The 13,786-nt window shown below is 43.6% G+C and carries 13 protein-coding genes and 1 pseudogene; 12 read left to right on the top strand and 2 right to left on the bottom strand.

The genetic code is table 11. From position 1 onward, the window contains the following. Positions 1-147: 147 nt before the first annotated feature. The 7 genes and pseudogenes from ACQRBN_RS14430 to ACQRBN_RS14400 all read left to right on the top strand — a co-directional run. Positions 148-459 (top strand): annotated as a pseudogene (locus ACQRBN_RS14430) (alcohol dehydrogenase catalytic domain-containing protein); the annotation flags it as partial. Between the two features lie 39 nt (positions 460-498). Then, positions 499-1,095 carry a zinc-binding dehydrogenase gene (locus tag ACQRBN_RS14425; RefSeq protein ID WP_427739732.1) on the top strand — a complete coding sequence of 199 codons (597 nt, stop codon included), beginning with the start codon at positions 499-501 and terminating at the stop codon, positions 1,093-1,095. 109 nt (positions 1,096-1,204) lie between these two features. Next, complete coding sequence (locus ACQRBN_RS14420; protein ID WP_427739716.1) at positions 1,205-1,879, top strand: response regulator transcription factor; 675 nt, start codon at positions 1,205-1,207, stop codon at positions 1,877-1,879. Next, on the top strand, positions 1,867-3,114 hold the full coding sequence (locus tag ACQRBN_RS14415; protein ID WP_427739715.1) for an ATP-binding protein: 1,248 nt from the start codon (positions 1,867-1,869) through the stop codon (positions 3,112-3,114). Before ACQRBN_RS14420 ends, ACQRBN_RS14415 begins: the two co-directional genes overlap by 13 nt. Before the next feature lie 84 nt (positions 3,115-3,198). Continuing rightward, a complete protein-coding gene (locus tag ACQRBN_RS14410) occupies positions 3,199-4,077 on the top strand; it encodes an ABC transporter ATP-binding protein (protein ID WP_427739714.1) in 879 nt (292 codons plus the stop codon). Next, positions 4,077-5,306: an ABC transporter permease gene (locus tag ACQRBN_RS14405; RefSeq protein ID WP_427739713.1), complete on the top strand. Its 1,230-nt coding sequence runs from the start codon at positions 4,077-4,079 to the stop codon at positions 5,304-5,306. The genes ACQRBN_RS14410 and ACQRBN_RS14405 overlap by 1 nt, the downstream gene beginning before the upstream one ends. Beyond that, positions 5,269-5,889: a hypothetical protein gene (locus tag ACQRBN_RS14400; protein ID WP_427739712.1), complete on the top strand. Its 621-nt coding sequence runs from the start codon at positions 5,269-5,271 to the stop codon at positions 5,887-5,889. Before ACQRBN_RS14405 ends, ACQRBN_RS14400 begins: the two co-directional genes overlap by 38 nt. On the opposite strand, the gene ACQRBN_RS14395 is transcribed toward ACQRBN_RS14400, so the two are convergent. Continuing rightward, a complete protein-coding gene (locus tag ACQRBN_RS14395; RefSeq protein ID WP_427739711.1) occupies positions 5,886-6,932 on the bottom strand; it encodes an acyltransferase family protein in 1,047 nt (348 codons plus the stop codon). The two genes, ACQRBN_RS14400 and ACQRBN_RS14395, sit on opposite strands and share 4 nt — an antisense overlap. Positions 6,933-7,066: 134 nt before the next feature. Next, positions 7,067-8,152 carry a hypothetical protein gene (locus tag ACQRBN_RS14390; protein WP_427739710.1) on the bottom strand — a complete coding sequence of 362 codons (1,086 nt, stop codon included), beginning with the start codon at positions 8,150-8,152 and terminating at the stop codon, positions 7,067-7,069. A 376-nt stretch (positions 8,153-8,528) separates the two neighbouring features. On the opposite strand from ACQRBN_RS14390, the gene ACQRBN_RS14385 reads away from it, so the two are divergent. From ACQRBN_RS14385 to ACQRBN_RS14365, 5 genes are all read left to right on the top strand, one after another. Further along, the gene (locus tag ACQRBN_RS14385) at positions 8,529-9,242 is read left to right on the top strand and encodes an IMP cyclohydrolase (protein WP_427739709.1); all 714 of its coding nucleotides are present in this window, start codon (positions 8,529-8,531) and stop codon (positions 9,240-9,242) included. Positions 9,243-9,258: 16 nt separating this feature from the next. Beyond that, on the top strand, positions 9,259-10,437 hold the full coding sequence (locus ACQRBN_RS14380) for a phosphoribosylaminoimidazolecarboxamide formyltransferase (RefSeq protein ID WP_427739708.1): 1,179 nt from the start codon (positions 9,259-9,261) through the stop codon (positions 10,435-10,437). Positions 10,438-10,943: 506 nt separating this feature from the next. After that, positions 10,944-11,522 carry a manganese efflux pump MntP family protein gene (locus ACQRBN_RS14375; protein ID WP_427739706.1) on the top strand — a complete coding sequence of 193 codons (579 nt, stop codon included), beginning with the start codon at positions 10,944-10,946 and terminating at the stop codon, positions 11,520-11,522. A 39-nt stretch (positions 11,523-11,561) separates the two neighbouring features. Next, positions 11,562-12,974, top strand: a complete 1,413-nt coding sequence (locus ACQRBN_RS14370) for a radical SAM protein (RefSeq protein ID WP_427739705.1) — start codon at positions 11,562-11,564, stop codon at positions 12,972-12,974. 120 nt (positions 12,975-13,094) lie between these two features. Then, complete coding sequence (locus tag ACQRBN_RS14365) at positions 13,095-13,682, top strand: TetR family transcriptional regulator (RefSeq protein ID WP_427739704.1); 588 nt, start codon at positions 13,095-13,097, stop codon at positions 13,680-13,682. The last annotated feature ends 104 nt before the right edge of the window (positions 13,683-13,786 follow it).

Raw genomic sequence — 13,786 nt, 5'->3', positions numbered from 1 at the left:
CTTATGAACAACAGTTACGCAAAAGTGTTAATCGAAAATGATTTATTAAAATTCAGGAGGTAATCAGTGATGAGAAGTGCAGTATTCTATGGAAGACACGATCTGAGAATTGAGGAGTATTAGAAACCAGAAGTTGGGGCAGATGACGTATTGATTGAAGTAAAGGCTTGCGGTATCTGCGGAACAGATGTACATATCTTTGAGGGAGACAAAGGTGCGGCAGAAGTAACACCACCGACAATTCTGGGACATGAATTCGCAGGTATTGTTGCAGAAGTGGGAGCGAATGTAACCAACTATAAGCCAGGTGACAGAGTCTGCATTGATCCAAACTGCTATTGTGGAGCCTGTGACTTCTGCAGAAATGGAATTGCACATTATTGCGAGTCTATGATTGGTTACGGAACTACTGTTAATGGTGGATTCGCAGAGTACTGCAGTGTGAACCAGAGACAGGTATATAAGATTGGAGATAATACAACTTTCGAGCAGGGAGCAATGGCGGAGCCTGTAGCATGCTGCCTCCACGGAATTGATATGTGCAATATCCGGCCGGGCAGCAATGTGGTTGTAATCGGCGGTGGCATGATTGGTCTTCTGATGCTTCAGCTTGCAAGACTTGCAGGTGCAGCAAAAGTTGCATTGTTAGAGCCTGTTGAGGGCAAGCGTGAGGTTGGAAAGAAACTGGGCGCAGATGTATGTATCGATTCCATCCATGAAGATGTAAAGGCAAGATTGAAAGAGAGTGGCATGGGATGGGTGAATGTTGTGATTGAGTGTGTTGGTCGTCCATCTACCATTGAGCAGGCAATTGATATTGCAGGCAACAAAGCGGTTGTTATGATGTTCGGATTGACCAAGCCGGATGAAGAGATTAAGGTAAAACCATACACTGTATTCCAGAAAGAACTGGAACTGAAAGCATCCTTCATCAATCCATACACCCAGAAGAGAGCCCTGGATCTGATCGACACCGGAAGACTGGACGTAAGCAGCATGGTATACGAAGTGACCGGACTGGATAAATTAGAGGACATCTTAAGCAAGCCGGAACTTCGTGCAAATGGCAAATATATCATCAATCCTGCATTATAATAAATGCTTTCCATAATAATTATTAATATTCTTTGAATATCGCCCTGCATAGGGAATTTATAGTGAAAAGAGTGCTATAATGATTCCCGAAAGGCAGGGCGGTATTTTTATGCAGAAAAAGATCTTAATTGCGGATGATGAGCCGGGAATTATACAGTTACTGAGGGATTATTTTGAAGTGAAGGAATATCAGGTGGCAGATGCCAGGAATGGAATCGAAGTATTGGAGAAGATTTCCTGGAAGCCGGATATTATCCTTCTGGATGTAAATATGCCGGGAATGGATGGATTCGAAGTGTGTGAGAGAATCCGGGATTACGTATCCTGTCCAATCTTATTTTTGACTGCGAAAATAGAAGAGGCAGACCGGATCAAAGGGTTGATGCTTGGCGGCGATGATTATATATTGAAGCCCTTTAGTATCGATGAACTTGGAGCGAGAATAGAAGCCCATCTTCGACGGGAAGACAGAAGAAAGAATAACGGGATTCTGAAGGTTTATGGAGATCTTGTCATTCACTATAATGAAAGATGCGTGTATTGTGAAGGAAATATGTTGGAATTTACCAAGACAGAATATGGAGTGATTGAACTGCTGAGCCTGAATCCCGGACAGGTGTTCAGTAAAGAACAGATCTACGAGAAGGTAAGGGGATATGACGGAATGGCAGATTCTAGTATTATGACGGAGCATATTAGGAGAATTCGGATGAAACTTGGAAGACATTCTGAACGAAAATATATTGAGACAGTGTGGGGAGTGGGATATCGATGGATTGGGTAAATGAAAAGGTGGAGCAGCTGCTTGCGTGGGTACGGAATCTTTCATTTCGAAAGGCAATGATTGCATATATTCTGCTGCTTTCAGTAGTGGTATTCGGAATGTCTTATATCACCATGTCTTTGTGCTGGCACTGGGAGACGATGATTTGGACAGGGGTTGATGCAACAGAGAATCTTGGCGAGGTGATTGCCGATAATGGCATGAGTTGGTTCAGAAACTATGATTTCCTGATGAACTCAGATGGTTTGGCACTGCGGACACTTGATACTTTTCGGGTGTGGTGCCCGTTCATCTATGCATTCGTGGGCATGATTGTAACAATCTGTATCTTTTACCAGAAGCGGCTGAGAAGACCGCTTTTTATTCTGCAAGACAGTATGGAGAAGATTCGGAGAAATGATCTGGATTTTCAGATTCGGTATGAGAGTAAGGACGAGATGGGGCAATTATGTAATTCTTTTGAAGAGATGAGGCGGGAACTACTCTTGGGAAAAGAAGAGATGTGGAAACTGATTGAGCGGCAGAAGGAGTTGAATGCGGCGTTTGCCCATGATCTTCGTACGCCGCTGACTGTTTTAAAAGGGTATACGGACTTCCTTGCCAGATATATTCCGGAAGGCAAAGTAAGTCAGGAGAAGATGTTGGATACACTGGCGCTTATGTCGGATCATCTTAGGAGGCTGGAGGAATACAGTTATACGATGAAAGGCGTACGAAGCCTTGAGGAGGTTCCTTTTGCTCCTGAGCAGATGGGACTTAAAAGTCTGAGGAGGCGGATTAGCGAGGTTGTCTTTGCGTTGAATCAGATTGGAGATGTGCTGATACAGTATACGGGAGACGAAGGAGAATCAAAAGAGGAATCAGAAGAAAGGCTGTACTGGATTGACGATAATCTTGTCATGGAGGTTCTGGAGAATGTCCTGTCGAATGCGATCCGATATGCCAGAACACGGATTGAGGTGTCCTCTGACTATCATGTGGAAGTGGGGGACCTGGTTCTGACGATCCGTGATGATGGGGCGGGGTTCTCGGGAGAGCAGCTCCAGAAGGCGCTGAAACCCTATTATAAGGAGTATAAAGGGGAGGCTTCTGACGAGCATTTTGGCATTGGTCTTCATATCCGCCGTGAATTATGTAAGAAGCACGGAGGAACCCTTAATATCGCGAATAGTATCCGTGGCGGGGCAGTTGTAACGGCTTCATTTTTTCTGTCACAGGAATCAAGAGATTCTTAATAATTTATAGAGAAAATGTAGAGATTTACATTCTATGCTATATATAGTTCATAAGAAAAACAGAGATAGAAAGGAAGATGTGAGATGTCTGCGGAGATTAGAATCAAAGGATTGAATCAATATTACGGAAAGAAACAGGCACTAAAGAATGTGAATCTTACGATAGAGACAGGAATGTTCGGACTTCTGGGGAGGAATGGTGCAGGGAAGACAACGTTTATGAAGGTGCTGGCAACTCTGCTTCCCAAGTCGGAGGGAAGTGTGGCTATCTGCGGGAAGAATGTGGAGGATGCAGCGAAGATCCGAAAGATTGTGGGATATCTTCCACAGGAATTCTCCATGTATGGGAATATGACGGTCTATGAGGCAATGGATTACCTTGGGGTGTTATCCGGTTTAAGTAAATCTCAGAGAAAGCAGAGAATTCCGAAACTGCTTTGCAAAGTGAATCTTCAGGAGGATCAAAAGAAGAAGGTCAAAACTCTCTCAGGTGGAATGAAGCGAAGGCTTGGAATTGCCCAGGCAATTCTTCATAATCCCAAGGTGCTGATTGTTGATGAGCCAACGGCAGGACTGGACCCGGAGGAGAGGGTAAGATTCCGGAATCTTCTCTGCGAGATTGCAGAGGAGAGGATCGTTATCTTATCTACGCATATTGTGGGAGATATTGAAGCGACTTGTGAAGAGATTGCGGTGCTGGATGAAGGATGCGTGATCTATCAGGGGACAGTTGCTGAATTGATCAAGATGGCGGAAGGAAAGGTATATTCGGCGGAGATTAGTAAGAAAGAACTGGATCTGCTGAAGAAACGATATGTGGTTACCAGTATGCTGACCCTTGGCAATAATGTGATGGTAAGATTCATTGCTGACCGCAAGCCGTTCGATTCGGCAAAACTCTGTGAAGCAGGTGTAGAGGATGCATATATGTATCTGATGCATGGGAAGAGGGGTGAAGACTGATGTTCGGACAGTTGTTTTTAAAAGAATGCCGTGAAACTGCAAGGAGTCTGATCTATTGGATCCTGGTCGGCATCATGCTCTTCTTTTTTGCGACCCAGTTAGGTGAGACGGAGATTGCAAGAGAGCCGGAAAAGGGGCAGGAAAGTTATGGAATGCATCAAAGTGAGGATCCGGATGTTATTATGAGAAATACACTTGGAACTCTTGCGGATGAATATTATCGGGAATCATATACTACTTACCCGATTGGATTCGCTAAGACGGTAAAGCCAGATAAGAAAGAGCAGAAGAGAATCGGTGAGATATTAGAAGAGGCAACAGGACTTGATCAGGGTGAGATTAAGAAGACGATGGAAGAATACTATGGTTCCGTAACCGGGCTTGTGGCAGAAATGCCTATGGAACCGGTAGATGGTCTTACTTACAAGCGGTTTAAAGAATTGATGAAAGAGGTGGATGAACTCCTTGGAGGAGGCTCACATTATGGAGAACAGTATCTGGCAGCCAATGGAATAGAACCGATGACCTATGAAGATGCCATAAAGGAATATCATTTACTGGTGGAGAAGGATGGATTGAGCGGAGGCTATGCAAGACTTTTCAGTGATTATATGGTGATTATCCTGGGAATTCTGCCGGTGTTCCTGGCAACTACGCGGGAAATGAGAGACAGAAGGGCTAAGATGCAGGAACTGATCTATACCAGACGCGCAAAATCGGGAACGATTGTAGTCAGCAGATATCTGTCTATGATTGTGATGACTTTGCTGCCGTTATTCTTGCTATCATTTCTGCCGTTGGCAGAATGTATCAAAGTGGCGGCATCAGATGGGATTCGGATAGATCATCTGGCATATGCCAAATATATTCTGGGTTGGCTTCTGCCTACAGTGATGATTGTAACGGCAGTCGGCATGTTTCTGACAGACCTGACGGATACGGCAGCGGCTGTTCTGGTCCAGGGTGTCTGGTGGTTTGTCTCTGTTTTTACAGGCGTGCAGGGAATCGACGGTGGGGCATATGGATGGAATCTGATACCAAGACATAATACGGAATTGAATTACAAAGGATTCCATGATGGATTTGTGCAGTTAGTATCAAACAGGGTATTATATGTATCGTTTGCTATCATTATTGTGGCATTGACAGTGGGAATATATTCACAGAAAAGACGAGGGAGGCTGAATGTCCGTGGAAAGATACTGGCAGATCGAAAAAGTAAATCTTAAGCATAATATTCCTGTCCATCTATTGGTGTGTTTGGCATTGTTGTGTTTGTCGCCGCTGTTGATGGGAGTGTCTAATCTGGAGGCGGAAGATACCGCTAAGGTGTTGGAAATGTATGTGGCACTGATTGGAATTGTCCTGATACCGCCGGTATTCCTTCCAGAGCAGAATCGGGAGATCCGGGAATTGGTTGGTTCGAAGTATATGAATAGCGCCGCGGTATATTGTATCCGTTTATTAGGGAATATCGTGATTCTTGCGCTGTTCCTTGGAGGATATGTATGGATGCTGACCAGGAATGGCTGTCATTTTCCGGTGGTAAAGTATTATTTCGGGGCATATGCCGGAATGCTGTTCTTTGGTGCATTAGGATTGTTTTGTTACGGGGCGTCTGACAATATTATCATTGGATATATGGTGCCGATATTCTATTATGTTGCAGCGGTAGGAAGTGGAGACAAATATCTAAAGATTTTTTATCCGTTTTCAATGGTGAAGGACAGTTTAGTTGAAAAGGGATATCTGCTGTTGGCGGCGGTCGTGCTGGCTGTTAGTGGAATCTGGCTTAGGAGCAGAAAAAACTAATGAAGAATGGGATGACTGAATGAGTATCCGCTTCTGGGCAGCCAGACGTCACGCTGTGCAGATGATGGCAGATGCATGTCTGCAATCATATTCGTGAATGTAGTTAACTGTGGTATGGAAAAGATTCCGGTCAGTGCAACGCAGAAAGTAATCAGTAGCAGAGATTCCGGAATCGTATCTACATTCTGAAGAATATTTGTACAATCCTTTAAAACTGAATATGTTAGTCCATGGCAGAGATAGATTGCCATCGTACGGGTGCCGATATAGGAGTAGAAAGTCTGTTTTTCTGATATCAGCAATGCAACAGCGAATGTCATGGCGAATCCAATACCATAACAGATCAGCCGGCAGAAGATTCCCTCGGCAGGATTCTGCTCCAGATAATGATAGTTATATCTTCCGTAGAAAATCTTCGGTGAAAGAGTCTTATGGTAGCCATCCAGAATCAGGTATGCTGTAAAGACAGCAAGCGTGAGGATGGCAATGATCTGATTCTTCAGACAGCGAAGGCGGGTCAGAGTCTTACGGTTAAAATTAGTTCCTGCCAGGAAGAATGGGAAGAATACCAGTGTCCTTGGTATGCTTAAAAAGTTGCCCGGCAGACCCAGGCAGCCGATGAGAAGTCCTGCAAGTATCGAAAGGAACATATAATGTGGCAGTTTTTTCACCAATGGGGTCAGCAGTCTCCACAGAAAAAGCGCCTGAATATACCACAAGGAGAATTTCGGATACATCAGATAGAGTCCGGTCGGCTTGTGGATGATCAGAACATATAGCAGATAATAAATAAGTTCATATACAATATATGGAATGGCAAGTTTCTTAAAAAGAGCGGTAAAAGAAAGCACTCTTTTTGAAAAGTAACCAGAGATAAAGATAAAGGCTGGCATATGAAAAGAAACGATCAGCCATTTCAGAGTATATAAGAATGCATTATTATCGTAACCTGGTTCAATAAAATGTCCGATAACCACCAGTACAATCAACAGTGCTTTATAGTTATCGAATAGATAATCCCTGTGTTTTGTATTAAGCAACATGACTTTAAACTCCTACTAGATCCATTTTTTGCTTAATACATTCTACTACCGGCTGGAAAATCGGACAAGAAGTAAAATGGATAAAAAAATTTACGAAATATTCACATTTTTGTAACATTTTCAATAATATGGCATTATTGAGGTGCGACCAATATCGTTGTTGCAAGGTTCGTCAGCTCCGAATTATCATTGCCAGCGTCAAGCAAAGAAGAAGTGCTGATCGGAACATTCACAGTCGTCTCTTCACCGTAGGTAGGAGCAGCAGCGTATTTCTCCATTGCCTGGACAAGACCAGCGGATGCTTCTTCTATAGAATAATAGGTCCCCTGCTCAAATTCTGCGTATGCATCGGCGAAACTATGGTTTGGAGTGGTTGTGATGTCAACCGTGTAACTATAGATGCCGGATTCTTTATGTGGGATACCTACCGTATACTGGCACTGTTTCAGAATTGTCTTCAATGCTTCCTTATATCTTGGAATATAAGCCTCGCTCATATCAGACGGTGGATCGAATACATCCTCTTCATACCATGCAAGTGCTTCTTCTTCAGTTCTGTCCGTATGTTTTGCGAATTGCGTGACTTCTCCTTTAAATGAAGCGTCCAGATACGCATTGATGAAGTCATAGGTATTCAGAATGTCGCAGACCATGTTGTATGGTTCCATATATCCATGGAGTGCATGGGACAAGAAGGTATTCATACTGTCGGAGGTGATAGAGTATGTGTCTCCTTCTTTTGTTACATCAAGAGTAGATAAGATCTCATCATCATACACAGGGGAATCTGCCAGAATCTTGGCATCTTCTTTCAGTATAGTACTGGCTGCTTCGGTAAGATCGGCTGTCTCAAGGGAGGCAAGCAGGTCTGTGTTGTCGGATTTTAAAGTATCCGAGATGTTAATAGGAGTGTAGGTGAGCTGGACCGAGTAGTTTCCATTTTCCAATTTTTTTGATTTTGATACTTCAAACTTAATTGCCTTGAAGGAGTTCTGCATGAATTCCAGATAAGGCTCTCTTAATTCTTCCGGAAATTGAAGTATGAATGATTCATTGCTCTCGGCGATTCCGTCTTCCAGAAGAGCAGTGAAGTTGTCCGTATCTTTCTCTTTCATGGACGTAATCTGTTCTCCTACGTACTCTTCGGCAGAATTCTGGCTGCAGCCTGCTAACAGGATAAGAGCGAGCAGGCATGGAATAAGGGATATTAATTTTTTCATAGCAATGCCCTGATATCTTTCGATATTCCTTTCATTTAAAGATTGTAATCATTATAATTATTGTATCATTCGGAAAATCCATCTTCAATAGATGAGGCGATAAGTTTTGGGTAAGTTGTAACAGTTCAGCCCGCGCCATTCGCAAAACGCATCTGCGATGCTTCTCCGCTGCTACGCAGTTCTTTTTGCTCATAAAATGGCGCTCTGCTCATAAGCCGGATTGTGTGTTCATTCATGCAAGCATGATTCGCCCACAATCCGGCTTATGGCTGAACTGTTACGGTAAGTTTGAAATGCAAGAAATATTACTGGAAAAACGTATCCATTTTATATATAATAGAGTAACAGGTCAAACATACGAAAAGGAGATGTATTCATGGAAATGTTATCAATTGAGAAAGAATTACAGGGAAACTCTTATCCGGGACGTGGAATTATTATTGGAAGAAGTGCAGACGGCACCAAGGCGGTAACCGCATATTTCATTATGGGAAGAAGCGTGAACAGCCGTAACCGTATATTTGTAGAAGAAGGAGAGGGAATCCGCACACAGGCATTCGATCCGGCGTTACTGACAGATCCAAGCCTGGTTATCTATGCGCCGGTACGTGTATTAGGCAATAAGACAATTGTAACTAATGGCGATCAGACGGATACCATCTATGAAGGTATGGACAAGCAGATGACGTTCGAACAGTCATTAAGAAGCAGGGAATTCGAGCCGGATGGTCCGAATTATACACCAAGAATCTCAGGAATCATGCATATTGAGAATGGAAAATATAACTATGCGATGTCTATCTTAAAGAGCAATAACGGTAATCCGGACAGTTGCAACCGTTATACGTTCGCATATGAGAATCCGGCAGCAGGAGAAGGCCATTTCATTCATACTTATATGCACGATGGCAATCCGCTCCCAAGTTTTGAAGGAGAGCCGAAGCTGATTGCGATTGGCGATGACATGGACGCATTTACAGATATGTTGTGGAACAGCCTGAATGAGGAGAATAAGGTTTCACTTTTTGTACGTTATATTGATATTGCAACAGGAACTTATGAGACAAAGATTGTTAATAAGAATCAGTAGGAGGAGTGAATAGAATATGAAAGAATTAGAATTAAAATATGGCTGTAATCCGAATCAGAAACCATCTAAGATCTACATGGCGAATGGTGGGGAACTTCCAATCCAGGTATTGAATGGAAGACCGGGATATATTAACTTCCTGGATGCATTCAACGGCTGGCAGTTGGTAAAGGAACTTAAGAAAGCGACCGGACTTCCGGCTGCAACTTCCTTCAAACACGTATCACCTGCAGGAGCGGCAGTTGGGCTTCCGCTTAGCGACACCCTTGCTAAGATCTACTGGGTAGATGATCTTGGAGAATTGTCGCCTCTGGCATCCGCATATGCAAGAGCAAGAGGCGCAGACCGTATGTCTTCTTTTGGAGACTTTATCTCTCTGTCGGATGTCTGTGATGTGGATACTGCCAGATTAATTAAGAGGGAGGTATCTGACGGTGTAATTGCACCTGGATACGAGCCAGACGCATTAGAGATCCTGAAAGCGAAGAAAAACGGTAACTACAATGTGATTCAGATTGACCCTGAGTATGTACCGGAGCCACTGGAGCACAAGGATGTATTTGGCATCACTTTCGAACAGGGAAGAAATGAACTGAAGATTGATGAGGAATTCTTCTCTAATATCGTAACAGAGAATAAGGAATTGACAGAGCAGGCTAAGATTGATCTGGCAATCTCCATGATTACGTTGAAATACACACAGTCTAATTCCGTATGCTATGTAAAAGACGGACAGGCAATCGGTATCGGAGCAGGACAGCAGTCCAGAATTCACTGTACTCGTCTTGCAGGGCAGAAGGCTGACAACTGGTGGTTAAGACAGTCTCCGCAGGTTATGAATCTTCCGTTCGTAGATTCTATCAGACGTGCAGACAGAGATAATGCAATTGATCTGTATATCGGCGAGGATTATATGGACGTGCTTGCAGATGACGCATGGCCGAAGATTTTCAAGGAGAAGCCGGAAGTGTTCACAAGAGAAGCAAAGAGAGAATGGCTTGATCAGTTGACAGATGTGGCACTTGGCTCTGATGCTTTCTTCCCATTTGGTGATAATATCGAGCGGGCGCATAAGAGCGGCGTGAAGTACATTGCACAGCCGGGCGGATCAGTGAGAGATGATAATGTGATTGATACATGTAATAAGTATGGAATGGTGATGAGTTTTACGGGAATCCGGTTGTTCCATCATTAGAATTTTTTGGAAATATATGGGTTGGGAGTGTACGGCAGAATGCGGAGGTGGTGCTTCGTATCCGGGGCGCTTGCTTGTAATCCGTAACTATGAAAAACAGGAAAATTGTGGAACCGGGCATATTCGGTGAGAAGGTTTGATACCTTCTCGCCTCAGATGCCCTTGATTTTTGTACTGGTGGTACAAAAATCATCCACAATTTTCCTGTTTTTTATACTAACGGATTACTAAGCGCGCTCTACGGATACGAAGCACCACCTCCGCATTCTGCCTGGCATTCGCAAGCGGGAATATATTTCATGAGGGGAATTCGTGGGAGTGTGAGTGGGGAAGGTTATCATGAGGTAGAGCGGAACCTCGCAGCATCTTCCCCCTCCCCTCTTCCCCTGCGGCTGCAAAAACTACAAATCCTAAAAAGTGTATTCTTCTTAGAACATCCCCATTTCTTTGTAGATTACTTTATTCGACAGAATTCGCTAAAATATTCACAAAGGAAGGTGATGTGGATGTCTATTGCGGAGATTCTGATGATCTCGGTTGGGTTGTCATTGGATGTGTTTGTGGCGGTGACTTACATTAGTGTAGGGTTTTCGAAGATCAGAGTGAAGAATGTGATTGGCTTAAGCCTGCTATTTGGCGGGGTGCAGCTTGGCGGTCTGCTTGTCGGGAATCTGGTTACATTGCTTCCGATTCTTCCGGGGGCGCACAGGCAGAATGTGGCAGATGGCTGGGAAGGAATTACAGTTCTGATTTTTGCAGGTCTTGGCATATATATGGTCTGTAAAGGGATTAAGCGGGAGAATGTACTGGAACGGCGCAAAGATGTAATTGAATGGAAGACTACGACGGTTCTGGCATTGCTTACGAGTGTTGATGCTTTTTTGGCGGGAGTTGGTCTGGGATTCCTGGATATAGAGATGATTATCCAGTCGGTTACATTGTTTCCGGTAACAGTGGTATTGGTGATATTGGGAGTGTTTGTGGGATACCGGCTGGGACTTGAGCATACACGGTATGCGTACTGGTGCGGAGGGGTGTTGCTTCTGATTGCCAGCATGGATGTAATGATTTATTACTATATATAATATTTCTGGATATTGAGAGAGAATAAGGAGGAATTTGTTATGGGTACATTGACACATAAGGCGGCAAGAGGTGCATATGGAGTAGCGGTTGATCTGGCTTTGAAGCATGTGAATAAGGATCGAGAGAAAGGGTTTCTGCAGATGGTGGATCTGACGGAGCGTTATATGGGAGATGCATTTTCGGCGGAGAGTTATGAGGCGGCAAGGCGTCTGATACAGAATCCGGATAACAAATGGATGAAATATGTTAACCGTGCGCTGGATGAACTGGACCCTCATGTGGTAAAACAGACCGCTCTGAATTTAGGGTATGAGGCGGCATTTCATGGAACTAAGACGATTCGCCAGAAGAGGGTAGAGCATGGATGTAATATTCCGTGGCTGATTCTGATGGACCCGACCAGTGCATGTAACCTGCATTGTACCGGATGTTGGGCAGCGGAATATGGGAATCGGCTGAATCTTACATATGAGGAAATGGACAGTGTGATCACTCAGGGGAAAGAATTGGGGATTTATTTCTATATGTATACGGGTGGAGAGCCTCTAGTAAGAAAAGAAGACATTATTAAGTTGTGTGAGAAACATAATGATTGCGCTTTTCATGCATTTACCAATGGAACGCTGGTGGATGATGCATTCTGCGAGGAGATGAGCAGGGTGGGGAACTTGTCTTTGTCTATCAGTCTGGAAGGATTTGAAGAGGTTAACGATCTTAGAAGGGGCGCAGGAGTCTATGATAAAGTCATGCATGCAATGAATCTGTTGAAGAAGCATGGACAGATATTTGGAACATCAATCTGCTATACCAGTAAGAATGTGGAGACGGTAACGTCAGATGAATTCCTGGATCTGATCATTGAGAAGGGCTGCAGATTCACCTGGTATTTCCATTATATGCCGGTGGGAAATGAGGCGGCTGTGGAGTTGATGCCTACCAAAGAGCAGCGGGAGTATATGTATTATAGAGTCAGGGAGATTCGTTCGATGGAAGGCGGTAAGCCAATCTATGCGATGGATTTCCAGAATGACGGGGAATTCGTAGGAGGATGTATTGCCGGCGGAAGGAATTACTGCCATATCAATCCGAATGGAGATGTGGAGCCATGTGTATTCATTCATTATTCAGGGGCGAATATTCGGGAGGTTTCCTTACTGGAGGCGTTAAAGCAGCCGCTGTTCATGGCTTACAGGGATAATCAGCCATTTAATAACAACCACTTAAGACCGTGCCCGATGCTTGAGAATCCGGAGATCTTACAGAGAATGGTTGAAGAGACGGGAGCGAAGTCTACGGATTTGCAATCACCGGAATCTGTAGAGCATCTATGTGGTAAATGTCATGAATACGCAGCAGAATGGAAAGAATCTGCAAACCAGCTTTGGGCAGCGCATCCGAGGCATAAAGAGGGCTATCAGAATTATAAGAATGAACATGAGAAAGCGAATTAAGAATGTAGTTTCAGGATTGGCAGGTTACCTTGCCTGTCAATCTCCCTCTGTGCTATAATATTCCGAAATTATAATGAGTGAGAATGATGATGAGAATTACGATAGGATAAAGGTGATTGGATGGAGCGTAGGAGCGAGATGACGAAGGCGCTGCTGGGCGAGAAGTTTAAAGAACTGGTAGTGGAGAAGTCGTTTGACAAACTGACTATTAAGATGATTACAGATGCGGCAGGCGTTATAAGACCGACATTTTATAATTATTTTCAGGACAAATACGAAGTTATGGAATGGCTCCTCAACGAAGATATATTCAAAAGCGTAACAGAACTTATTGATATGGAGATGGATGTAGAGGCCATGAAGATGCTGTTCCGCAAGTTTGAGTTGGACAAAGCATATTATGCGAAGGTATTCGAAGTGGAAGGGCAGAACTCCTTTGAAGAGATGTTGTTCGATCGGGTATATAAACTGGTTGAGAAGATCATAAAAAAGCATCCTCTGAAAGTGGAAGATAAATCCGAGATTATCAGTGAGGAGATATTTTTAAAATTTCAGACCATTACATTGGTGAATGGGATAAAATATTGGATTACTTACGATAAAAAGCAGATATCTGCGGATGAGGCACTTAAGTTTTATGAATTCCTTATGACGCATTCGTTGTTGGATATTGTGGATAATGATATATGGGACAAGGTTATTAATTAGGAAGCGTCTTGATTAATACCTTGTTTTTTTGCGGAATGTTAAAAAGGGACAGGGCAAATTCAATTGGGGACGGGGGTTTTTTAGATTTCCCCCGTCCCCAATTG

The organism is Bariatricus sp. SGI.154 (genome assembly GCF_050313795.1).
In the GTDB taxonomy this organism is placed as follows: Bacteria; Bacillota; Clostridia; order Lachnospirales; family Lachnospiraceae; genus CAMBRQ01.
The sequence above is the reverse complement of the archived record's forward strand: the minus strand, read 5'-3'. Positions and strand labels throughout refer to the sequence as shown.